This window comes from Desulfuromusa kysingii (genome assembly GCF_900107645.1).
GTDB classification, from domain to species: domain Bacteria; phylum Desulfobacterota; class Desulfuromonadia; order Desulfuromonadales; family Geopsychrobacteraceae; genus Desulfuromusa; species Desulfuromusa kysingii.
This window is the reverse complement of sequence record NZ_FNQN01000001.1, coordinates 98,909-122,643: the sequence shown is the minus strand read 5'-3', so window position 1 is coordinate 122,643 and position 23,735 is coordinate 98,909. Positions and strand designations below refer to the sequence as shown.

Below are 23,735 nucleotides of genomic sequence, written 5' to 3'. Positions count from 1 at the left end.
TCAGTGTTTCTTTGCCGATGCGGCCAGCTTGCTTCCTGATGCGCCCTTAGCGCCTTCTTTGGTCATCCCAAACAACGCCAAAACAGCAGGCACTAATTGCGCAATAATCAATAAAGCACAGAAACCGACAAACAGAAGAACCAAAATACCGCTATTGTAGGTTTTGGTCGTATCCGTTGCCAAAGCAGGGGAGACAACCACAAGCAACAAGGTGAAAGTTGTCAGTAACGTTTTTACTCCTCGCATTAAATCCTCCTCGTGTAAAAGTTTAGATCTGTCCTCTCCGGCGGCAGAAACGAGCGGAAGAACAAATGTAATTATCAAACACAGTTATAAATTTCGGCAATTATACGTGTGAACGCATTTCATTGAAACGTTTTTCTTTGCAGCAGAATATGACAAATGAACCGGCAAAAATCAGGCAATGTGAACACCCCTGAAAGCGACAATGCCGGGCTATGGAATGCAGAGGTCATGCCACTCTTTCGAGAACTCATGACAAAACAATAAATAACTGTTTTTACGGGATTAAATCATAAAATATAACCAGTCCAATCCTCTTTTGCAGTATATAAAATATATACACAAAAAGAACTTCAGGCGCCCCATATCTGTCGCTGACGAATCCATAACCTACTAAGAAATATGAAGATTACCGATCCATATAAATTGTATACAGTATACGGTTAAATGAATATTTTTTTTATATAGATATATCCATGATTTCGTTCGAAAAGGATAAATACAGATCCCAAAGCGGCTGCAAGAGATCCAGACCTCCCTGCTTTACAAGTGGCAATAATGTTAGAATAACTCGGGCGACGGCTGCAGTTTCTTCAATCTTGAAGAAGACACCATACCCCCTTGACGAGCAGAGTAGCTTGCAAAAGCACAACTGACCGCCTGCCGAATTTCTTCCCAGCCCTCGTTCCCGACAGGCCTTAAGGCATGATAGAAAATACCCTCCTTGCGGATTCTTCGCAGCAACTCCAGAGGAACTTCATCTGCCACCAGAATAATCGACAGATTGCGATTACATTTCTTTAATAGTGGGACAAACTTTGAGATTTGCTGTTCATCCAATGTCCCGCTAAGCAAGACAACCTGCACTGTTTTATCAAGTATTCCCGCAAGTGAATTCACCACTGAAACAGAAGTCGTAATCTCGTAGCCGTCATCCTTAAACACCTGGGCCAACTGTTCCCGTGCACCCTGATCCTTGTTTGCGATAAGAAGACCATTCATAACTTCACCTCACTTGCAGACAAGGGTTATTAGCGGTTTGGAACCTCGGGTTTTGCATCTTGCTTGCGCGCAAAAAGCCCCTTCAACATCCCAACAAATAATAAGCACGCTGGAACCAACTGAAAAACCACAATCAAGGCAAAAAAACCGATAAACAGCATCAACAACAATGAGCCGCCCTCTTCTGCGGGTGCCGTTGCCGCCACCGAACTAGATACCGCAAAAAGAACACAAACCAAAGTCATCACACTGTTACGCATCATATCTTTCATCACAACCTCCATGGTGTTTTGAATCTTATTTCCTCACATCAACATATATACATGAGTTATGCCAAAACCTTACAAAACCACATCAGAACTCACAACTACTTGTTATCGCAGGATATTTATGACCTAAGCGAAAATTGATGCGCATGACCAAACAGCCATAGAATATTTTTTTCATACAGGCCAAACATGACAAAAGTTCTTAAATCCTCGGCTATAAATCGTTAACCTCCTGTTTTTGTTGATCTTATCTACAAATAACCGATTTTATATTCATAAATTTGCTGCATATTTTATTTATTCACCGACAAGACCTGGAGCATTTAAATGTTCATTACGAACACCTACAGCTTCGTTTTCAGCCTCAAAATCCCCTCGCAATAGCCGTTCCTGCGACTTATTTCTTGACTGTTTCCACTTCCCTTATTAGTATAAAACGCTTTGAAATTTCAATATTTTAACATTTTTGGTTTTTGTTTATCTGACTCAGAAAGCAATCAAGACCATCATGAGCGAAAATTCTGTACACAAAATTTTAGTTATTGACGATGAAGCCGTTATCCGTGAAGGCCTTCGTCAAGCGCTGACATTAGAAGGATATCAGGTCATCGTTGCTCCAAATGGTAAAGTTGGCATGGAGAAGCTGCAGAAAGACAGCTTCAGCGTCGTTATCAGCGACCTGAAAATGCCGATCATGGGGGGTATTGAGGTTTTAAAAACTATTGCGGTTCTCCAGCCAAACGTTCCGGTCATCATTATTACCGGCTTTGCAACCGTTGATTCTGCGGTTGACGCCATGAAGAATGGAGCATTCGAATATCTCACAAAACCATTCTTGCCAGACCAGATCGTCGAAAAAGTACAAGCGGCGATCAAACAAAGACTGCTCAACCTTGAGTCTGAGATTATTTCTGAAAGCATTCCCGATGAATCTGTTGCCGACTCTTTTATTGGTAAAAGTGAAGCGATGCAGAAGGTCTTCCAACGGATCCTTCAAGTTGCACCGACAGCCAGTTCGGTACTGATTACCGGAGAGAGCGGAACAGGCAAGGAACTTGTTGCCCGAGCCATCCACAATAACAGCCCACGCAAAGAAGAACCCTTTGTTGCTATCGATTGCAACTCGTTACCTGAAAACTTGCTTGAAAGTGAGCTATTCGGACATGTCAAAGGCTCTTTTACCGGGGCGACCCAGTCCAAGCCTGGTCTGTTTAGCGTTGCTAGCGGCGGGAGCCTTTTTCTTGATGAGATTGCCAATCTAAGTATGGCGACTCAGGCCAAACTGTTACGGGTGCTACAACAGCGCGAAGTGGCTCCCATTGGCGGAACCAAAGCGACCCCGATTGATATCCGCTTGATCGCCGCAACAAATCGGGGATTGGACAAGATGGTTGAGGAAGGAACCTTCCGTGATGACCTCTATTTCCGCCTGAATATTATCCCGATTAGCTTACCGCCATTGCGCGAGCGTGCAGGTGATATCCCCCTCCTGATCGGCTATTTCCTGAAGAAGTTCTCAGAAGAAGTCGGTCGAGAGATCAAGGGACTTTCTGCTGATGCCCACCTGGCATTGCATGACTATCCATTTCCAGGGAATGTCCGTGAGCTGGAAAATATTATCGAACGAGCGGTGGTCCTGTCTCAGGGGAATCTGATCCATAGAGAGAGTCTGGAACTACCAACATCACAAGAGATTGAGTCTGCCCTTCATGACATTCCAGCTCCGATTAACACTGACGAGCTCAAAGAGGTCAAGCGGATTGCTCGCGAACAAGCCGTTGAGCCCGTGGAAAAAGCCTTCGTTTACGCTGCCTTGGAGAGAAACGGCTGGAACGTTACCAAGGCTGCGGAAGAGACCGGGATGCTGAGGCCTAACTTTCAGGCGCTGCTTAAGAAACTGGGAATTTCAGTCAAAGACCACATATAATTAACTTTCCTCAGAGGGTTCCCCGTTGTCCGGTTCCTCCAACGACACTGTCTGCGCAACCGGTAAATAAATGGAGAACCGCGTCCCTTCACCCTCACGGCTTTTTACATCAACATGGCCACCGTGATTATTAATAATTCCGTAGGAAACAGACAATCCCAACCCAAAACCTTTTTGGGCCTTAGTTGAGAAAAACGGATCAAAAATCTTATCCAGATTTTCCTGACTGATCCCCGCTCCAGTATCTTCAATAATAATTTCAACTTCGTGACTTTTTTCCAGCAATTTTGTCGTGATTTTTAACGTCCCACCACTGGGCATTGCCTGACCGGCATTGATAAGCATATTGAGGAAAACCTGCTGCAGTTGGTCCGTATCGACCTCCAAATCAGGAAGTCCGTCCTCTCCCTGGTAGCGAATATCAACATCCTGAAAAATAATCTGATGCGAGACAAGTTCCAAGGTATGTTCAATAATCCGGTTAATCGAGTCAGGATTTTTCTCCGGAAACGATTCCCGTGCAAATTCCAGCAGGCCACGAACAATCTTTGCACATCGTCCCGTTTCCGCAACAATCAATTCCAGATTTTCTTTAACCTGCTGCGGCAGGTCCGGAGTTTTTGACGACAGCGAGGCAAACATCAAGATTCCGGTCAGAGGATTGTTGATTTCATGCGCCACTCCAGCAACCAGTTCTCCCATCGAAGCCAATTTGGCAGAACGTAACAGTTGTCCTTGCATATCCGTGATCTCAGCCGTGCGCATTTCAACTTTATGTTCCAGCGTATAGCCCCACTCTTTCAATTCAATCTGTGCCTGAGCAAGATTATCCGCCATCACATTAAACGACTCCCCTAACTCGCCAATTTCATCCCCAGAGAGGTGTTTCACCCGCGCGGTTAAATCTCCGGCAGAAAGGGCTTGCGTCTGCACCAATAACCCTTGAATAGGGTCACAAATATGCTTTCTGGTCAAAAAATAATGGCACAGGGACAAGATGATCAACATCACCATAGTAGAGACAATGACATCTTTATGATGGGAATGGGCCAAATCGACCATCGGTCCCTGAGAAACAACCATATCCAGCACCCCGATCTTCTTTTCGTCAGCGGAGTGGGCGTGACAGGCCGCCGTATAGCAACTGGGTTCATTATAAATTCCGCGAGTGATGCTCAGATATTGTGTCCCGTTCTCATCAGAGAAAGTTCTACTGCGCTCCTCAATTGGCACATCAACTAACACTTTTGATCCTGTGAGATGACAAAAGGAACAACTCTCATCGTTCTCCCCTAATGTCGTGCCGATCTCGTGTTTATTCATCGAGAAAACGACGACACCCTCTTTTCCCAAGATACGAGCCCTTTTGATGCGAGGATTACGGCCGATATCTTCTATCATGAGCTGTAGCTGCTCATTGTTGTCAGCCAGCATGAGGTGGTGGGAATCACGCACGATCATCTCCGAAAGTTCTCCTGCTTCCTGTACGGTCCATTGAGCAAAAACCTTCTGCACTTTTTCAATATGCAGATAAGCAGAAATTGACATCACCACGAGCAGAATCAGACTTGATATAGCGGTATATCTCAGTGCCAAGCGGATACGCATTCAAAGCTCCTCAATGCTAAAACAGAGACGGCTAATCATCAGAGAATAGTTAACCATACTGGAGAGCGGACTTTTTTTGAATCAATTATTAATGTTTGAGATTAAAATCATTCCGGCTCCTGATGACAGCGGAACTTCGGAGGCATTGCCTTTTCCGTGTCGCTAACGTATAAAATAACTCTTCAACATTGCCAAGATCGGATGGTTATAAATGGGATACAGAACGCTTAAACAGGCTGTCGATGAACTTGAAAGTAGTGGTCAACTCATCCGTATCACTCAGCCCATCGAGCCCAATTTGCTTGCTGGCGCAATTCAGAGACGGGTTTATCAACATCAGGGACCGGCCATCCTCTTTACCAACCTCAGTGGCAGTCGCTTTCCGGCGGTCGCCAATCTTTTCGGCACCCTGGCGCGGACCAGATATCTGTTTCGCGATACTTTGCAGCAAGTTGAAACCCTCATCAAATTAAAACTTGATCCCAAGAGCTTATTGAAATCACCTGCTTCGCTGCTGGCTGGTGTCCCGGCGGCCCTTCATCTACTCCCCAAGAAAGTGAAGTCAGCGCCGATTTTATGGAATCAGACGACCCTCGGTGAACTGCCACAGATAAAAAGCTGGCCCGACGATGGCGGCGCCTTCATCACCCTGCCTCAAGTCTACAGCGAAAGCAGTCGGCAGCCGGGATTCCGTTCATCAAATCTGGGTATGTACCGTGTCCAGATAGCAGGGAATGAGTATATCCAAAATCAGGAGATTGGTCTCCATTACCAGATTCATCGTGGTATCGGCGTTCACCACCGGGAAGCGCTGGAACTCGGCAAACCATTCCTCGTCAATATTTTTGTCGGTGGACCTCCAAGTCTGACTATTGCAGCAGTGATGCCTCTGCCAGAAGGGATGCCGGAATTATCTTTTGCCGGCCTTCTCGGCGGGCACCGGATCCCGCTGGTCCAACCGTCCGGCCTCTTACCCATGCCTGCCGAAGCTGACTTTGTTATATGCGGTACGATCGATCCCAAACAGCAGAAACCAGAAGGCCCGTTTGGTGACCACCTTGGTTACTACAGCTTGGCACACGATTTTCCCATCGTTAATGTGGAGCGGGTCTACCATCGCCCGGATGCCATCTGGCCCTTCACTACCGTCGGTCGCCCACCGCAGGAAGATACCAGCTTCGGCGAATTTATCCATGAATTAACGGGGGCGCTGATCCCTGATGTCCTGCCAGGGATAAAAGCAGTCCATGCTGTCGATGCCGCAGGCGTGCATCCGCTCCTGCTTGCCATTGGCAGTGAACGTTACACCCCCTATAGCGAGCTTGAGCGCCCACAGGAACTTCTGACTCAAGCCAATGCCATTCTGGGACAGGGGCAGCTCTCGTTGGCAAAATACCTGCTCATTGTCGCCGAAAACGATGATCCAAATCTAGATATCAACCAGATTCCGGCCTTTTTTCAGCACCTACTGGAAAGGGTCGACTGGCAGCGTGATCTCCACTTTCAAACAGCAACAACAATGGACACCCTGGATTATAGTGGTCATGGCTTGAATCAGGGATCAAAGGCGGTTATTGCCGCTGTTGGAGCCAAGCGACGCAACTTGCCGACCACAATCCCTGAGAATATTACCTTACCGCGTGGCTTCACAAAACCCACTATCGCTATCCCTGGAGTACTGCTTGTTCAAGGTCCAAGCTGCAACAATTATCACCCTGGTGAAGACCCGCACCTGCTCCGTTTCTGTAAAAAGTTTGAGCCGGATAACCCCATCAACCATTTCCCTCTCATCTTGATTGTGGACGATAGTCAATTTTGCGCTGCAACCTTAAACAATTGGCTCTGGGTCGGTTTTACCCGCTCCAATCCCGCCGCTGACATCTATGGAATCGGCAGCTTTACGACAGCTAAACATTGGGGCTGTAGCGGTTCATTGGTCATTGATTCTCGCAGCAAACCTCATCATGCCCCAGCTTTAATTGACGACCCGGAAATCGAAAAACAGGTTGATCAACTTGCGACCCATGGTGGCCCCTTACAAGGAATCATTTAATGTCTATTCAAAACCTGAAAATTCCCCATTTGCTTGACTCCATCGGCAATACCCCGATGGTTGATCTCTCTGCCCTGACCGAAAATCCAAAGGTGCGGCTATTCGCCAAATTGGAAGGGAGCAACCCCGGCGGCTCAGTGAAAGATCGACCCGCCTTGTACATGATCAACAAAGCGGAAAAAACGGGTGAACTGACAGCAGATAAGATCATACTTGAACCCACCTCCGGAAACACGGGCATTGCAATCGCGATGATCGGCGCAGCGAAAGGGTACAAGGTCAAACTGGTTATGCCTGCATGTGTCAGCACCGAAAGACGCGGGATACTGGAAGCATATGGAGCTGAAACGGTTCTTTCCCCGGGCTGCCAGATGACCGATGGTGCAATTCGTCTTGCCCACAAAATTTTAGAACAAACCCCGGACAGCTATTTTATGCCCAACCAGTATAAAAACCCCAATAACCCCTTGTCCCACTACGAAACGACAGCGCCTGAAATTATGCAACAGACTGCAGGTCGCATTGATTACTTTGTTGCTGGAATGGGGACTTCTGGGACACTGATGGGAATCAGTCGTTATTTTTCGGAACATGCACCACAGGTCAAGATTGTCGGCGTTGAACCAGGTTTAGGCCACAAGATTCAGGGACTTAAAAACATGCATGAAGCCATTGTCCCAGAAATTTACGAACCCAAAAGGCTCGCAGATAAACGGCTGGTTGAAGATGAAGACGCCTATGCAATGACCCGTAAACTGGCCCTCACCATGGGGCTTTTTGTTGGCATGTCAAGTGGTGCTGCAGTGGCAGGAGCACTTCAAGTGGCAAACAATATCAACAGTGGCACAATTGTGACGCTGCTCCCCGACCGCGGTGATCGTTACCTAAGCACCAACCTGTTTCGCTCCAGTTGTGCTGCCTGTCCACCCTGATAAGGGGTAAGAGTGTTTATACTTGCAAATGTGCAGAGACACCATGGATTTACAGATGAGCTTTATAACCAACCAAGTGCCCACTGTAGATCAACCTTGTCTCTGCTCTCAAAATCATCAACCAGATAGATTCTTGCTAACGTCGACAAATAAGAAACACGCCAACCAATAAAAACACGACCCCCACCATTCGCTTGAAATCGATAGGGATGCCACGCATGCCAAATAATCCGTAGTGATCCATCACCAAGCCGGCGGATAATTGTGACACGATCGTTAAAGCCAGAACCGCCGTTGTCCCTATCCTGGGGACACCAACGATGGTCATCGTGACAAAAAAAGCGCCAAATAAGCCACCCGATAATTGCCACCAGGCGGCTTCAGGGATGCGACGAAAACTTCCCTGCCCGCTGCTCAGGGAGACCAGCAAAAGAATCAGCGTACCAACAGCAAAGGAGATAGTCGCTGCTTGTAAAAAACCAGTCTTTTCTGCCAATCGTGCATTGATTGAAGGTTGTACTGCAACAGCAACCCCACCGACCACCATAAGAAGCATCAGAATAATAGTAGGCATATTTTATTTTTCACTCATCTTTTGACATCGCAGACAAAAAGGAGATTCGGGACGGACATTTAAACGAGCGTAACCAATCGGCTCTTCACAACGTCGACATTCACCATAGCGATCTGACTTGATCGCTTGCAAAGCGGCTTCCACCAAGATCAAGCGTTGCTTATGTCCAGAACGATTCGCTTGCGACATCGCCTGTTGCTGTAAAGCGTCCATTCGCGATAAACGGCCAATAGGTTGGTCTAGAGCGACAGTCTGGCTGCTAGCGACAGACTCAATCAGCAACAATTCCAGTTCTGCCTTTAACTCCAGCAACTTTTGCTGTAATTGCAGTTGTTCAGAGGCTGTCAATTCATCCATCAAGCAGTCCGTTGACGAATCAGTTTTGATATTGCCTTAAAGCTGTCCGTTCCAGCAACTTTAACCAATTGGAAGAGGGCTGTTTCGGTTGTCGTAATCACCGCTCCAGCTCTGGCAGAAGCCTTGATCGCATTGGCATAATCACTCTGAAAACGTGAGCACAGGGCATCACTGACGAGATGGACGACATAGCCACGATCCAGAAGGTCAAGAGCAGTCTGGAAAACACATACGTGTGTCTCCATACCAACAATCAAAACCTGTTTAGCCTCACTTTTTTCCAAAGCTGCCATGAACTTATCGTCCCCGCAACAGCTGAACGTCATTTTTTCGATACAGTCTTGTGATGCAACACCAGGCAGCTCTGTCACCGTATGCCCTAGACCTTGCGGATATTGTTCGGTAGCAATGATTGGAAGACCGAGGGCTTTAAACCCTTCGATCAACAAATTCGTATGTTGAATGAGCTGACCATACAGACTCTGATTCATAGCTGGAGCCAACTTTTCTTGTACATCAATAATAACTAGTGCTGTTTTTTCTGCATCGAGCCAAAATTTATCCTTAACTACACCCATCGTATTCTCCCGTTCGATTAAGTTTTAAATTCTATTACGCAAAATACGCATAATCAAGACACCAAGAATTGACAGTACCAAGCCCACACACACAAACAAATACCCTAGAGCATGTCCTTCTCCCCAGCCCCAGAGGTCTTTTCCTTTCATGAAGATGATAAGTCCGGCGCCACCAAAAGTGAGCAGTCCACCGCAAATATATGAGGTGAAAGCAACAATGGGCCAGATCAGATCTTTAAAAGTCATTATTTTCCCCGTAACGAGAAAGGGGCCACCGGATGGCAGCCCCTGACACTACAATCATATAAGTGACAGATTAAAAGTGGTGTCCACCATAGACAAAAGCATAAATCATCAGCAGCGTTAATGCTACCCCAATCAATACAGCGGTGAACCCGAATCCTTTGAGGATAAAATCATATACAGCGCCACTGGGCTTATCCACTTCATATTGCTTGAGAGTCCCCTCTTCTTCATACCGCTTCCATTGATCTCCACGCTCTTCGATGAACTCTTCCTTCGCCAACTCTCCATTAAAGACGACAAAGTCCATCGGGAACTTCTCTGGACGACCATGGGTGTTAAAGAAGTGGACCGTGAAGATAAATCCAGTCGCCAGCAGGGCCTCATCCGAATGGATTATTGTGGCAACATTAAATACCCAGCCAGGTAGAGCCGCACCAAAAAACTCCGGGAACCAGAGCATCAATCCAGAACCACCTATGGCAAACATCCCCCAGAAGACCGCAATAAAATCAAACTTCTCCCAGTAAGTCCAGCGGTCAAACGTCGGCTTTGGCCCTAAGAACAAGAACCAGCGCACCATTGAAGTCACATCTTCGATGTCTCGCAGGTTAGGACACAGCGATTCAGGACCGAACAATCGTTGGAAAAATTCCGCAGGATATTGCAGTTTATAGAATAAGAATTTCGCGCTCATAGCCAGAGCCATAGCAAAATAGACAAAGGTGATTCCAGCACCGAGTCGATGTAAAAGTCCTGCATTTGCTGATCCACCAAAGAATTCCATTAATACTTTTGCCCATGCCTGATCGGAAAACTTCAATGGCAAACCAGTCAGCGATAGCAGGAGGAAACTGATAATAACCAACAAGTGCATAAAGATATGGATCTTAGTAAAACGACGGTAAATCTTGTGGGGATTATCGACATGGTGAAGCTGTCCACCGGCAGCCAACGCCTTTTTCTTTTCACTGTTCTCAATAAAGCCACGGAACATCCATAATAATGAATGAAACCAGAAGACCCCGAACGTACCCACCAGCAACGTGCTCATGGCAATATATGTGTAGAATAAAATCGGATAGTTGTGACTGTCTGTCATATCGCCATGAGCATAGAACTTGACAAATTGTGCTGAAGCATTCTCATGACATTTTGCACAGGCGACAACCAAGTTATCAGGACTGAGGCTCGATGCGGGATCTTCATTCGGCAAGACTTGGTGAGCCATATGACAGTCGGCACACCCTGCTACTTTTTCGGGGTAACCGAGGTTAAAGTTTTTTCCGTGGTAACTTTCGAGATAAGTATCAACAGCAACAGGGAAGACACCGCTGGCCTCCATCATCTCTTCATCAGCATGACAGGTCATACAGGGTTCTGTGCGGAAACTGGCCCGTTCACGCGCGTCCATATCACCAACGGGTTTGATAGCATGAAGACCATGACAATCAATACAGGCGGCAGCGTCCATATTCCCAGCAGCAATACCCTGTGCATGGATTGATGCTTGATATTCTTTTTCAGGAGTTGTGTGACATGTAGCGCAAATTTCGTTGGCACGCTGCTTGTCACCTTTCCATGCTGTGACTGCATGGATATTGTTATGGCATGAGGTACAGCTTAGATTGATATTGGGGTGATCAAAATTATGAGCACTATCAAAGTAATCTTTAAATTCCTGCTTATGACAGCGTGAACAATCGACGGCGCCAGGGAGAAGTTCACCTTCCATATGCGCCTCGATATCCGTCAAATCACTATGACAGGCGACGCATCCATTGGCACCATGAACGGAAGCACTGAAGCTATCCATTTCGATGACATCATCGTGACATTCCAGACAGGTTTCTGTTGCGACAGCCGCTCCAGCTGCAACGGTCTGTGAACTCCACAATAGAACCAACATCAGTAAGGAATAATACAGAAACTTACGCATGGAAACTCTCCTTAATAAGTATCACCCTGGCACAAACTCAAAAATATTAAGAAATTGTACGATCAGTTTTTCATCACACTTTTCAGACTGAAAGAGTGGCATCAATCAGTCATATTCTCATGTTATCTAGAATGTTGTTTGTTAAGCGGAGTGTATATTTTTATCATACATGGGGGACATTACCTGCATCATAAATTTATTGCAACAAAAAACGCCCTATATTTATGGGGTATTCATGCTGTACTTTTTAACTAGAGTAAAATAATAACGTTCTATACTGATTTTAAGGCAAAAAAAAACGGCCCCTCACGGAGCCGTTTTTTAAACATTTGTTCTGATAAATTCAATGGATCTATTTGGCTAACAGCCCCAGTACTTGTTCGGTGAAGGGGTTAGCAAAGAGGATGATCATGGCAACAACAAATACATAGATGGCCAATGACTCAATCATGGCCAGACCGATCATCATGGTGGTCAAAATTTTACCTGAAGCACCTGGATTACGAGCAACGCCTTCACAAGCAGCCTTAATAGCAATACCTTGACCAATACCAGTACCGATAGAACCTAAACCCATACCAATACCAGCAGCAAGCATACACCAAGCAAAAAATTCCATTTCATTCTCCTTTTTCTGTTTTTGTTGTTCCTATTATATATAGGACTTACTCCTCGCCCGTGCCAGGAGTATAAAATTTAGTGAGCTTCTTCCAACGCTCCAGCAACGTAAATCATCGCCAGCAACGTAAACACAAAGGTTTGGATAAATGCGATCAAGACCCCCATCAACATCATTGGGATAGGGAGAAACAAAGGGACCAACGCGAGAAAAATCATCAATACAATTTCGTGACCATACATATTTCCAAACAGACGTAAAGTCAATGAAAGCGGACGCGCCAGATGACCGATAATCTCAATAACAAACATCAATGGTGCAAGCCAGATAATTGGCCCCATAAAGTGTTTAAGATAACCGATTCCATGTTTTCTAAAGCCAACGACATGGGTCAGTACAAACACGATCAAGGCTAATGCGGCATTGGTATTGAGGTTCGCCGTCGGAGGATAAAAACCGGGGACCAGACCAATCAGATTACAGACAAGAATAAACAATGCAAATGTGGCAATAAGGGGGAAATAGGCTTTACCTTCCTCACCCATAGTCTCCTCGATTAAGCCATCAATGCCGATAATGACCGCCTCCATAAGATTCTGCACCCCTGAAGGGACCATGGATATTGACCGAGAAGCTAAGAAAGCGACGAGGATCAATAGAGCCATCACCAGCCACGTATAGGTAACATGCTCGCCAACATGAAGATGCAACTGTTGCTCAATCCACTGCAGAAATAAAAATGGATGTGTCATGGGTTAAACTCTCCTATTATTTTGTGAAGACTCAGTATAGCCGCTTAACAGTTGTAATAATAATATTAATAACCACGACCGACAGCCCGACAACCAGAGCCAGGGGATGAACCTCCCCGCGAACCAGCAAGATATATATTGAACTGGCTATAAACAGTAGCCGAAACAGATAATTTCTTTTGAAGCCTTTTTCCATTGCCGGTTGCGGATCACCTAAAACCTTGGACAATGATCGTCCCAGCCCGCGATAGTTAATAATAACCAGCACACCACCTGACAGAACCCCAAATGTGATCGAATATGACTGCCAGAACAAACTGAGTAAAACCAAAGCAATCAGGATAATCCAGTTGCGAACCGCCATTTCAGCCAGAAGCTGTTCAGTTTGTGGCATCGGTATCGTCGTCAGGATTCTGATTTTCTAATTCCTGACGTTTCAATTCACGTGTTGTCAGAATATACACATTGCGAAATCCCGAGATGATACCGATCAATAACATGATCAAGGTAAACCAAGGCCGCGTATCCAACCAGCGATCCAGATATATCCCCATGACCATGCCAATCAAGATAGCGGCAACAAGGGAGATTCCGACACTCGAGAGAAACCCGAGGCTCTTATATAATTGACGCTTGTCTTCAGCCATTTAAATGGTTTCACCAATACTAGGGATCTGGCACAAAAGCGGACTTTTAGTACCATATAGCCACACAATGAGTCAAGTCAGATTTTTCCCACCCTCTCCCCGGTCACTCCCCTAAAGCATTAATATCTGGTATTTTTTAAGACAAAAAAGCCCCGAGAAATCTCGGGGCACATGACATCACAGTATATTTTTAATGGTTATATTTTTACCATCTGGACTGGGGTCATATTGCTACCATCAGCCAGTAATTGTTGAGCCCCTAGAGTCACAAAATTATGTGGGGCAAATATCAATCCTGCGGGGACAGATTCAGTAACAAGAACTTTACCCTGTGTCGAACCTGTGACACTAGTGACCTTGACTTCATCGCCATCATTAATCCCTGCAGCCTTGGCGTCTACCAAATTCACCCTGATCAGACCTTCAGCTTCTACCTCGAGGGGCGCGGAAGCCCAAGTTGATGTCGTCCCAAAATGGCTGGATGAGGTACCTGTCAACAATTGTAGGCCATCCACCCCTTTGGAGACTGAAATTAGTTGATATTTCAGACTTTGGTCTGCCACCTGATGCGGCTTCTGTACACTGGTAGCATATTTGTCCTCAAGGAGATTGACGTCTGTATACAGAGACGTCAACTTGCGTAGCTCGCTCATAACATCATCACGATCCTGAGTCATAGAGTTTTTACTCAGACGAGCGTAGAGTTCGGCAAAAATCTCCCAGTCTTCGCGACACTGGCCGACTGGCTTGATCGCCGCTTTAAAGCTACGGACGGTCTGATCAAGAGAGGTGAAACTGCCAGACTTCTCCGCGTATGTACAGCCGGGAAGGACAACAGTTGCCAGACGGGTCACCTCGGTCGGGAAAATATCTTGAACAACCAGGAACTCAACCTGTTCCAAAGCCTTCATCCAGCGACTACTATTGGGGAAGTTTTGTGGGTTGGTTGCAGCCAGATAGAGGAATCGAATAGTTCCTGCTTCGATCTCTTGCAAGATCCCGTCAGCATCGAGCCCACCTTCAGGAAGTTCACTTCTCCATTCCTTGGCAAATTTTGCTTTGTTTTCCCCATAGGATTGGAAGCCAGGAAGATTCTCTGGATACACACCCATATTCAGAACCCCTTGCGTATTCCCTTTTTCATCCAACGGGAACAAACCTCCGTCCTCACGCAGAGCTCCGCTCAAAATCGCCAGGTTAGCAACAGCGGCTGCCTTTGAAGTGCCAAATTCTGATTTACAAATATCTGCGCCGAAAATAACCGCAACCTTACTTGCCTTACCGATAATATCGGCAGCATCCTCTAAAGCCTTAAGGGAGAGTCCGGTTGACTCGACAACAGTGTCAAGGTCAACTGCAGCAAGATCAGCTTTCATCTCGTCAAAGTTGGAAACCGTGCGTTTAAGATAATCATCATCCAGATAATGACGATCCAGCAACAGACGACCAAGACCATTTGCCAGAGCGATCTCACTATCAGGCTTGTAACTAAGTTGGCTTTCGGCAAATTGGGTCAAATGGATCTGACGCATATTCGCAATCACCAGCGCACCATCACCGCGGCGCACGGCATCCTGAATTTTCCAATCAACCGCAGGAGCCTCAGCACTGGGATCAGCACCAAAAACGAGAACGGCATCAGCAGCGCCAATCACATCCATCTGGTTGCTGGCACCATGCAGGCCCAAACCTTGACCAAGGGCACGCAATGCTCGTAAAGCCCCAAAACGGGCTTCAGTATCTATATTATTGCTTCCGATAGCCGTCCTGAAAAGTTTCTGGAAGAGATAATTTTCTTCATTCGTTAAGTGTGGAGATGACAAACCGGCAATTGCAGCAGCCCCACTCTCAACTTTGATTTTTTTGACTTCAGCAACAATGCGGTCAAGAGCCTCCGCCCAAGGAGCTGATTTCTGCTCAACAAGTGGTTCGGTTAACCGCTGTTGATGGTTGATATAGCTAGAGCCAAAGAAGCCACCAATACAGAGGGTTCCCTTATTTGTGGTCCCGACATCTTCAGAGGTCACTCGCAGAACGTCATTATTGAGAACATTAAGATCAATCTGACACTGGCTAGGGCAGTAAGTACAGACCGAAGGGGCCTTACGTAGTGTCCATGGGCGGGCTTTAAACTTGAATGGCTTGGAGATCATTGTTCCAGTCGGACAAACGGCAACACAGTTGCCACAGTAAGTACAGTTTTCAAGCTTTTTGTCGATAAAAGCCCGATCCCCCTTATCATTGACAAACAGAGCGTCCGCACCAATAAGCTCATGACAAACCTTGACACATTTCTCACAGAGGATACAGCGGTTTGGAACTTGTTGAATTAACGGCCAATGATTGATCGTTTCAGGATTAACATCGTCGGCTTGAAACTCCTGACGAACCACATCCAGCTCATAACAGATATCCTGCAGGTCACACTCACCGCCAGCGTCACAGACCGGGCAATCAAGAGGATGATTCACGAGAATCAGCTCCATGATCTGCCTCCGACTTTTCTTCAACTTCTCCGATTGAGTCGTAACTTTGATCCCCTCTTTAACCGGGGTGTTACAGGCGGTCATCGGACGGTCGACACCTTCAATCTCGACTGCACAAATTCGGCACGCACCTGTCGGTGACACCTTCTCTAACCAACAGAGGGTTGGAATATGAATATCCACTTGCCGAGCGGCCTCAAGAATTGTTGTGTCCTTGGGTACACTTACCGACTTACCGTCTATCGTCAGGTTGACCATATTAATATTTCCTCGAATACTGGCTGTTTTATATCTGGACAATAAATCCGCTCAGCAAACAACCTCTGTGATGTTTTTTAGTCTAAACAGCGATCATTGATACACGGTAGCAGCGTAAGCAGCGTTCTGCTTCCATAACTGCTTCACTGTCCGAGAAACCAAGTTCGACTTCGTTATAATTCCCCGCGCTGGCCCGTTCTTTACCATGGACCTCGTGCTGGTTAAAACGCTGCACCGCAGCAAGCCAGGGAACGTTTTCATTCTTATCGTAAACGCCAAGATTTGACAAAATATCTTCGTGAAAGTCGTCATCGGTCAGATAAGCACTGCCTTCTTCCAGCCAACGTTGAATAACTTTTGCAGCGCGGTGAGCATTACCAACACAGGCAACAACAGTCAGTGGCCCGATCTCAGCATCACCAGAAGCAAAGACACCCTCCATATCGGTCAACAGGGTCCGTGACAGTGGGTTCCCCATGGTGTCACTCAGATCCCGATCGGCACCGTTTTTCAGGGGGATATATTTGGTGATAACCGTATTCCAACGGGTAATCTTGATCCCGGTATCCTCGGTGATAAAGGAGAGATCAGGATCCTGACCGATGGCTGGAATGAGAGTGTCACACTCAACGATGAATTCACTGCCTTCAATCGGTTGGGGACGACGACGACCGGAATCGTCAGGCTCACCCAGCTGCATCTTCAGGCATTCCACCCCCGTAACCTGACGGTTTTCATCGACAACAATCTTCTTCGGCAGCACCAGAAATTCAAAACGGACACCTTCTTCATCAGCGCCGTCAATTTCCCAGACATCCGCAGGCATTTCGTTACGCGTCCTACGATACAGGAGAACCGATTCTTCAGCTCCTTCCCGCAGTGCGACCCGAACGCAGTCAATTGCAGTGTTACCACCGCCAACAACGCAAACTTTTTTGCCCATACCCGTCGGTTTCCCTTGATAGGCCTCGCGCAAAAACTCAATCCCTCCGGCAAGGAAACCGCTGTAGCCTTCGTCCTCCCCCTCAACCCCCATCGGTTTGGACTTATGGGCTCCGGGAGCAAGAAGAACAGCATCAAATTTATCCTTCAATTCCATCAGACTGATATCAGTCCCAACCCTGGTGTTGTAAACAATCTCAACTCCCATGGAGCAGATGATATCAATGTCCCGCTGCAGAATATGACGCGGCATCCGGTAGGCAGGAATTCCGACGGCAATCATCCCACCGCCAAAACCCTCGGGCAGAGCTTCATAGATCGTACAGGGGTAGCCTTCGAGCGCTAGATAATAGGCTGCAGCCAGCCCTGCAGGGCCAGCACCAACAATAGCAACGGTTTTATCTTTTTTCGGTTTAGGCTGCATAAGCGGTTTATGATGATGCTTCCACTCGTAGTCAGATGCGGTCCGCTTGAGCACCATAATATTGATAGGATTATCAACATTAGCTCGGCGACAGGCTGTTTCGCAGGGGTGTGGACAAACTCGGCCACAGACTGCCGGTAAGGGCATGCTCTTACGGATAATATCCAAAGATTCATCAAAGCGACGATCTTTGATAGCTTCAATATAGGCTGGGATATCAATATGTGAAGGGCACTTATCCTGACAGGGTGCAGTCAGTTTAAATTTATAATCGACGGTTTTTTTCGCTATTTTGACACCACGGATGTAAGCCAGATAATCTTCTCTAAAATGTTTGACCGTATCGACAATTGGAATGGCTGACGTCATGCACAGAGTACACTTACAGTTCTGTAACAACTCACCAATGTTCTCAATTGTATCCAGATCACCCTCGGTCCCTTTGCCAGCAACGATCCGGGCCAAGGTATCCTGCATCACCCGAGTCCCCTTTTTACCTGGGGAACACTTAGCACAGCAATAATCTTCCTGCACATGCTTGGCATATTCTGCCGCCATCGCCACAACATCAACACTGGCATCATTTAGAATGAGACCGTCCCACCCCATAAAGGCAGAAATCTGCTTAACACCATCAAAAGTGACTGGCAGTTTCTTTTTGGCGACCTCAACTTCGACATCGTCGCCTTGACGATTATCGATAACCTGTCTTCCCCAACTGGAAAAAGCAACCTGTGACAAACCGGCCTCCTATGACCTGCTTCGACCTTCCAAAGAGGAAGGTCGAAAAACCCGTTAACGGGTAGAATCACCAGATGTTCTGGCGGTTTTCAGTACTTAAAATCGTATACAGTATGCAGGTAGATACCACAAACAACTGCTCTAAATCAAGGCTATTTTTTCTGGATCAGACGTAAAGAAAAAGGGCTAAAGACAAAGAAAATCAATTCCTTAGGTTTGCAGACCCAGCATCATCTTACTGATTCCATGGCAACATTGGGGGTTCATTTTCAATTAACCAGACCCCCGGTTTAGTCATCTTTTCCTGAATTAATCGCCATTGTTGTTCCCAGCGCCACTTCTTGATCCGACTTGAGGGCAATCGGTAATATTCTAAAACATAAACCGCATCCGCTCGGCCCGCAGACGGGTCCATGACCACACTTATAACTCCGCTCTCAACAATATGGAGATCCTCATCTTCTTTAAATTGCTCAAGAAATGCCCCACGTACGTCAGGATGGACATAGGCCGCTGCGCCGGGATAATCGCTCCAACGCATTGACTCACTAAACCCCTGACTCACGGTATCCAACCCTGGCCCCATATCAACGGAGCCAAGACATGCACCCATGAACGGGCAGATAAACAATAAAAGCAGCAAGTTACGCATAGTAAGCTTGTCCCTTAGCACCATTTTCTTTTAACTGTGAAATAGTTGACCGATAATCATCAGCACCGAAAACTGCACTTCCAGCGACAAAGACATCGGCTCCTGCCGCGGCAATCTGCTCGATATTGTCGACCTTGACCCCACCATCAACTTCCAGTTCAATAGGCAGACCCAAGGTGTTGATCTTCTGCCGTAACGCTGAGATCTTCGGTAGACACGATGGAATAAAAGACTGGCCACCAAATCCGGGGTTGACCGTCATCAGCAGCACCAAATCAAGATCGGGCAAGATAATATCAAGATCCGTCAAGGATGTCGCTGGATTCAAAGAGACTCCCGCTTTTTTGCCTAAAGACTTAATCAGCTGGACAGTTCGATGGAGATGCCTAACCGCTTCACTATGGACAACAATAATGTCGGCTCCAGCTTCCGCAAAGGCGGGAATGTACTGATCCGGGTTTTCAATCATCAGGTGAACATCCAACGGTCGCTGCGTGATCGGACGGATGGCATCAACAACCAGAGGGCCGATCGTGATGTTAGGGACAAAATGTCCATCCATAACATCGACATGAACGTAATCGGCACCGGCTTGATCGATGGCCTTGATCTCCGCACCTAAACAAGAGAAGTCTGCGGACAAGATTGAGGGGGCAATTTTAATCATAGTTTTTCCAATGGATAGAATAATAGGTATCAGGATCGCCGGTGTAGGCGTGCCGCAAAAAAAGCATCCATGTTGCTGTGCCTATGCGGATAGCTACGCAAGGTCCCCCGCGCTGTAAACAGGTCTGCCCAATCCGGTGAGACCTGCTGTTGCAGGTTTTCTAAGACAAATTCAGGATGGTCTGCCAGAAATCCATCAATGATGGCATCTGTTTCACCATGACTGAAAGTACAGACCGAGTAGAGGAGCTTACCTTCAGGCTTCACCAACGGAGCAATATTTTCAAGGATTTGCCGTTGCAGCGCCGCAAGCTCCCTCAGGTTGACTGAGCTCTTGTTCCAACGCCCTTCAGGATTGCGGCGCAACACCCCGAGACCGCTACAGGGGGCATCAAGAAGAATACGATCAAAACTTTGAGTTTCAAGAAAATCTGCGGGTTCAGTCAAGTCCCATTGCTTGGCGGTAATGCTTGAACAGCCGAGTCTCAGGGCCCCTTGCTGAATCATTTCAACCCGGCGGGGATATTTATCCAGGGCAACAATTTCAGACTGATTCTCCGTTACTGCCGCGAGATGGGTCGTCTTTCCCCCCGGAGCAGCGCAAGCATCAAGGATCCGCTGTTCGGGATGGGCATCCAAAAGATGAGCGATGAGAATACTTGCCTCGTCCTGCACCTGATACCAACCTTGAGCATCCCCCGGCAACGGCTTTTCGCCGCGCCGATCAATTGTCACCCCTTCTGGAGCAAAAGTGCTCAGATGAGCTTGGTGCCCAGCTTCACCCAGAGCGTGCAAAAAGTCCTCCGGGCTCGTCTTCAAGCTGTTCACACGCAAGGTCAGCGGTGGCGGCCCAGCCAAGCTCTCCCCTAAAGCTCGTGCCTCAACATTCGGTAACTGCCTCATGATCTCTTTACTCAACCAGGCTGGCTGACTACAAACATGCTGCAGATAAAGTTTGATCTTCTCCGGTGCCGGCCAAGGAATACTTGCCTTGCCCCGATCAAGGGAACGCAACACCCCGTTGATAAATCCGACCGCTTGCTCCAAGTGCAGCTCACGCGCCAATTCCACGGTTGAGTTGACCGCCGCATGAGCGGGCACTCGATCCAGCTCAAGCAGCTGATAGGTACCAAGCCGAAGTAGCCATAGAACTTCCGGCTGTAAACGTTGTAACGGCTGGTTACAAAATTGTGCCAGGGCAAAATCGATCCGTCCCTGCAACCGCAAAATACCATAAACCAGCTCTGTGACCAGACGTCGGTCACGCGCTTCCAGCTTGGAACGGCTCAATATTGTATCCAGCATCACATCGGCAAAAGCGCCATCTGCCACCCGTTGCAGGATTTCGTATACAGCCCTCCGGGGACTGTCTGTTGGTCGAGAGGTCACTTAAATCTGCATCCCTTCAAGGCGACGAATCCGTTCTTCCATCGGTGGATGAGTTGAAAATAGCTTGGCCATACTTTTACCACTTAAAGGGTTGACGATAAACATATGTGCCGTTGCCTCGTTAACCTTCTGCATCGGCATCCGCTGATTGGCCGATTCAAGCTTGCGCAGGGCGTTGGCAAGGGAGTGGGGATTGCCACAAAGTTGCGCCCCTTTTTGATCAGCACCATACTCCCGAGAGCGGGAAATCGCCATCTGTACCAACATCGCAGCAATAGGGGCGAGAATCATCATTGCGATCATTGCAACAGGATTACTGTCTTCATCATCCCGACCACCAAAAAGCATCGACCATTGCGCCATATTCGCCAGAAAGCTGATTGCTCCAGCAAATGTTGCGGCAACAGAACCGATAAGGATATCGCGATTTTGTACGTGTGCCATTTCGTGAGCCATGACGCCCTTCAACTCATCACGACTGAGAATCCGGGTAATTCCTTGCGTTGCGGCAACTACAGCATGGCTAGGATTGCGGCCGGTAGCAAAAGCATTCGGCGTCTCCTGCGGCAAGAGATACACTTTGGGCATAATAAGATTATTTTGCTGACAAATCTCGCTGACCACCTCATAGAGTTCGCCAGTGCGGGTTTCTTGGCCACGATACATCTTAATGACAACCTTGTCGGAGAACCAGTAACTCCCAAGGTTCATCGCAGCGGCCATGATCAGAGCAAAAAACGCTCCCCCTTGACCACCAAGAGCTCCTCCGGCACCAACCAAAACCAGTGTCAGCAAGGTCATTAACATAACTGTACGTGCGGTATTCATGCTTTTTTAATTCTCCTTTTAATTCTAAATTCTCTTTCCGGCTTACGATGACCGTAACCGGGTTCCTACAAACAGTGGTCGCCCACTTAAAAAGTTCATCGCTGAGAGGCGTTTTTTTCCCGGTAGCTGTAATTCGCCGACATTTAGAGCCCCTTCGCCACAGGCAACACACACGCCTGTCTTATCGGCAGAGAGGATTGTCCCCGGCTCACCAGAATTATCTGCGACAACGGTTGTCGTCGCAATCTTCAGGACCTCATCATCAAGATAAGTGTAGGCTCCAGGCCAGGGGTCAAGACCGCGCACCTGATTATGGATATCGGTCGCAGATTTTTGCCAGTCAATCAGACCATCTTCTTTCTTCATCATCGGGGCGTAACAGCTCAACTCGTCATCTTGTTTCGTCCTCACCAGAGTTCCGGCGCAAAGCTGTTGCAGCGTCTCTTCCAGCACCTCCCGCCCTAACAGTGCCAGCCGGTCGTGCAGCTGCCCGGAGGTCTCATTTTCACCAATCTTCAAGCTGCGCTTAATCAACATATCACCGGTGTCGAGCCCGACATCCATCAGCATCGTCGTCACTCCGGTCTCAGTTTCACCATCGATAATAGCCTTATTAATCGGTGCAGCACCACGATATTTAGGCAACAAAGATGCGTGAATATTGATGCAGTGGTAGGAGGGCATCTCAAGGATAACTTGGGGGAGAATTTGACCATAAGCGACAACAATAATTAAGTCTGGCTGCAATTGTCGCAACGCTTCCACCGCGACAGGATCACGTAATTTTTGTGGCTGAAAAACCGGGATTTCATGCTTCATGGCCAGTTGTTTAACCGGGGACGCCGCAAGTTTCTTGCCGCGCCCTTTAGGGCGATCAGGCTGAGTATAAACCCCAACGAGGTTCACTCCTGAAGCAAGCAACCCCTCCAGCGCCCCCAGCGCAAACTCAGGAGTCCCCATAAAAACTGTCCGCAGACTCTCAGGCTTCAGCATTTTTAGCTTCCTTTTCCTTCAGCGCCTTCATATATTTTTTTCGGAACATCGAACGCTTCAAAGGAGAGAGGCGGTCAACAAACAGAACCCCCTCCAGATGATCAATTTCGTGTTGCATGCCAATAGCCAGTAAGCCATCAGCTTCCCGTTCATGAACTTGTCCATCGGTGTCCTGATAACGCAACGTTACCGTTGCGTGCCGCTTCACACTGGCCCAATATCCGGGGACGGAGAGACAGCCTTCCTCTTCCAGAGAATCCCCCTCTCCAGCAATAATTTCGGGATTGACGGCAACCAACAGGTCAGCAGGTTCATCCTTTGCAGAACAATCCAAGATAATCAGGCGCTGCAAAGCTCCCACCTGAGGTGCAGCCAAACCGACGCCAGGAGCTGCGTACATGGTCTCAACCATATCGGCTGCCAACTGTTTGAGTTGATCATTAAATTCGCTCACGGGGGCCGACTTTTGTTTCAGCAAAGGGTCCGGGTAGCGTAAAATTTCTAGTAAAGCCATGTTCTTTCTCCGCCTATAGCTATTTTCGTAAGTGACTTAAAAATATAGATGTTCTTAAAAAAAACTACGTCCATAATAACCCTTTACCAGTTCTACAGT

Annotated in this window: 24 protein-coding genes; 3 read left to right on the top strand and 21 right to left on the bottom strand. The window is 47.3% G+C overall.

Translation table 11 applies throughout. From position 1 onward, the window contains the following. The 3 genes from BLU87_RS00620 to BLU87_RS00610 form a co-directional block, all read right to left on the bottom strand. Entirely contained in the window at positions 1-246 is a 246-nt protein-coding gene (locus tag BLU87_RS00620) for a hypothetical protein (protein ID WP_092344002.1), read from the bottom strand. Positions 247-804: 558 nt separating this feature from the next. After that, complete coding sequence (locus BLU87_RS00615; protein ID WP_245706317.1) at positions 805-1,245, bottom strand: DNA-binding transcriptional response regulator; 441 nt, start codon at positions 1,243-1,245, stop codon at positions 805-807. Between the two features lie 29 nt (positions 1,246-1,274). Beyond that, positions 1,275-1,517: a hypothetical protein gene (locus tag BLU87_RS00610; RefSeq protein WP_092344001.1), complete on the bottom strand. Its 243-nt coding sequence runs from the start codon at positions 1,515-1,517 to the stop codon at positions 1,275-1,277. Between the two features lie 505 nt (positions 1,518-2,022). Between BLU87_RS00610 and BLU87_RS00605 the strand changes: the two genes are divergently transcribed. Further along, positions 2,023-3,441, top strand: coding sequence for a sigma-54-dependent transcriptional regulator (locus tag BLU87_RS00605; RefSeq protein WP_092344000.1), 1,419 nt, complete (start codon positions 2,023-2,025; stop codon positions 3,439-3,441). Here BLU87_RS00605 and BLU87_RS00600 read toward each other — a convergent pair whose 3' ends face one another. After that, positions 3,442-5,049, bottom strand: coding sequence for a sensor histidine kinase (locus BLU87_RS00600; RefSeq protein WP_092343999.1), 1,608 nt, complete (start codon positions 5,047-5,049; stop codon positions 3,442-3,444). 211 nt (positions 5,050-5,260) lie between these two features. Here BLU87_RS00600 and BLU87_RS00595 point away from each other — a divergent pair, with 211 nt between their 5' ends. Together BLU87_RS00595 and BLU87_RS00590 are read left to right on the top strand one after the other, a co-directional pair. Beyond that, the gene (locus BLU87_RS00595; protein ID WP_092343998.1) at positions 5,261-7,102 is read left to right on the top strand and encodes a UbiD family decarboxylase; all 1,842 of its coding nucleotides are present in this window, start codon (positions 5,261-5,263) and stop codon (positions 7,100-7,102) included. Continuing rightward, entirely contained in the window at positions 7,102-8,034 is a 933-nt protein-coding gene (locus BLU87_RS00590) for a PLP-dependent cysteine synthase family protein (protein ID WP_092343997.1), read from the top strand. The genes BLU87_RS00595 and BLU87_RS00590 overlap by 1 nt, the downstream gene beginning before the upstream one ends. A gap of 136 nt (positions 8,035-8,170) precedes the next feature. Here BLU87_RS00590 and BLU87_RS00585 read toward each other — a convergent pair whose 3' ends face one another. From BLU87_RS00585 to def, 17 genes are all read right to left on the bottom strand, one after another. Beyond that, positions 8,171-8,608 carry a DMT family transporter gene (locus tag BLU87_RS00585; RefSeq protein WP_092343996.1) on the bottom strand — a complete coding sequence of 146 codons (438 nt, stop codon included), beginning with the start codon at positions 8,606-8,608 and terminating at the stop codon, positions 8,171-8,173. Positions 8,609-8,611: 3 nt separating this feature from the next. Beyond that, complete coding sequence (locus tag BLU87_RS00580; RefSeq protein ID WP_092343995.1) at positions 8,612-8,965, bottom strand: TraR/DksA family transcriptional regulator; 354 nt, start codon at positions 8,963-8,965, stop codon at positions 8,612-8,614. Further along, positions 8,965-9,543 carry a hydrolase gene (locus BLU87_RS00575; RefSeq protein WP_092343994.1) on the bottom strand — a complete coding sequence of 193 codons (579 nt, stop codon included), beginning with the start codon at positions 9,541-9,543 and terminating at the stop codon, positions 8,965-8,967. Before BLU87_RS00575 ends, BLU87_RS00580 begins: the two co-directional genes overlap by 1 nt. Positions 9,544-9,567: 24 nt before the next feature. Then, a complete protein-coding gene (locus tag BLU87_RS00570; RefSeq protein WP_092343993.1) occupies positions 9,568-9,789 on the bottom strand; it encodes a hypothetical protein in 222 nt (73 codons plus the stop codon). 70 nt (positions 9,790-9,859) lie between these two features. Beyond that, the gene (locus tag BLU87_RS00565; RefSeq protein ID WP_092343992.1) at positions 9,860-11,725 is read right to left on the bottom strand and encodes a cytochrome C; all 1,866 of its coding nucleotides are present in this window, start codon (positions 11,723-11,725) and stop codon (positions 9,860-9,862) included. 352 nt (positions 11,726-12,077) lie between these two features. Continuing rightward, positions 12,078-12,344: an ATP synthase F0 subunit C gene (atpE, locus tag BLU87_RS00560; protein ID WP_092343991.1), complete on the bottom strand. Its 267-nt coding sequence runs from the start codon at positions 12,342-12,344 to the stop codon at positions 12,078-12,080. Between the two features lie 77 nt (positions 12,345-12,421). Further along, positions 12,422-13,096 (bottom strand): F0F1 ATP synthase subunit A, encoded by a 675-nt coding sequence (gene atpB / locus BLU87_RS00555; protein WP_092343990.1) that lies wholly within the window; start codon positions 13,094-13,096, stop codon positions 12,422-12,424. A gap of 31 nt (positions 13,097-13,127) precedes the next feature. Next, entirely contained in the window at positions 13,128-13,490 is a 363-nt protein-coding gene (locus BLU87_RS00550) for an ATP synthase subunit I (RefSeq protein WP_092343989.1), read from the bottom strand. After that, a complete protein-coding gene (locus tag BLU87_RS00545) occupies positions 13,477-13,743 on the bottom strand; it encodes an AtpZ/AtpI family protein (protein ID WP_092343988.1) in 267 nt (88 codons plus the stop codon). Before BLU87_RS00545 ends, BLU87_RS00550 begins: the two co-directional genes overlap by 14 nt. A 197-nt stretch (positions 13,744-13,940) precedes the next feature. Further along, entirely contained in the window at positions 13,941-16,487 is a 2,547-nt protein-coding gene (locus tag BLU87_RS00540) for a molybdopterin-dependent oxidoreductase (RefSeq protein ID WP_092343987.1), read from the bottom strand. Positions 16,488-16,569: 82 nt separating this feature from the next. Next, on the bottom strand, positions 16,570-18,594 hold the full coding sequence (locus BLU87_RS00535) for an FAD-dependent oxidoreductase (protein WP_092343986.1): 2,025 nt from the start codon (positions 18,592-18,594) through the stop codon (positions 16,570-16,572). 235 nt (positions 18,595-18,829) lie between these two features. Next, positions 18,830-19,246 carry a hypothetical protein gene (locus tag BLU87_RS00530; RefSeq protein ID WP_092343985.1) on the bottom strand — a complete coding sequence of 139 codons (417 nt, stop codon included), beginning with the start codon at positions 19,244-19,246 and terminating at the stop codon, positions 18,830-18,832. Next, the gene (gene rpe, locus BLU87_RS00525) at positions 19,239-19,913 is read right to left on the bottom strand and encodes a ribulose-phosphate 3-epimerase (protein ID WP_092343984.1); all 675 of its coding nucleotides are present in this window, start codon (positions 19,911-19,913) and stop codon (positions 19,239-19,241) included. Before rpe ends, BLU87_RS00530 begins: the two co-directional genes overlap by 8 nt. Before the next feature lie 29 nt (positions 19,914-19,942). Beyond that, positions 19,943-21,301 (bottom strand): 16S rRNA (cytosine(967)-C(5))-methyltransferase RsmB, encoded by a 1,359-nt coding sequence (gene rsmB, locus BLU87_RS00520; RefSeq protein WP_092343983.1) that lies wholly within the window; start codon positions 21,299-21,301, stop codon positions 19,943-19,945. After that, positions 21,302-22,129 carry a zinc metalloprotease HtpX gene (gene htpX / locus BLU87_RS00515; protein ID WP_092343982.1) on the bottom strand — a complete coding sequence of 276 codons (828 nt, stop codon included), beginning with the start codon at positions 22,127-22,129 and terminating at the stop codon, positions 21,302-21,304. A 42-nt stretch (positions 22,130-22,171) separates the two neighbouring features. Then, entirely contained in the window at positions 22,172-23,122 is a 951-nt protein-coding gene (gene fmt, locus BLU87_RS00510) for a methionyl-tRNA formyltransferase (protein ID WP_092343981.1), read from the bottom strand. Next, on the bottom strand, positions 23,109-23,636 hold the full coding sequence (def, locus tag BLU87_RS00505; RefSeq protein WP_092343980.1) for a peptide deformylase: 528 nt from the start codon (positions 23,634-23,636) through the stop codon (positions 23,109-23,111). The genes fmt and def overlap by 14 nt, the downstream gene beginning before the upstream one ends. Between the last annotated feature and the right edge of the window lie 99 nt (positions 23,637-23,735).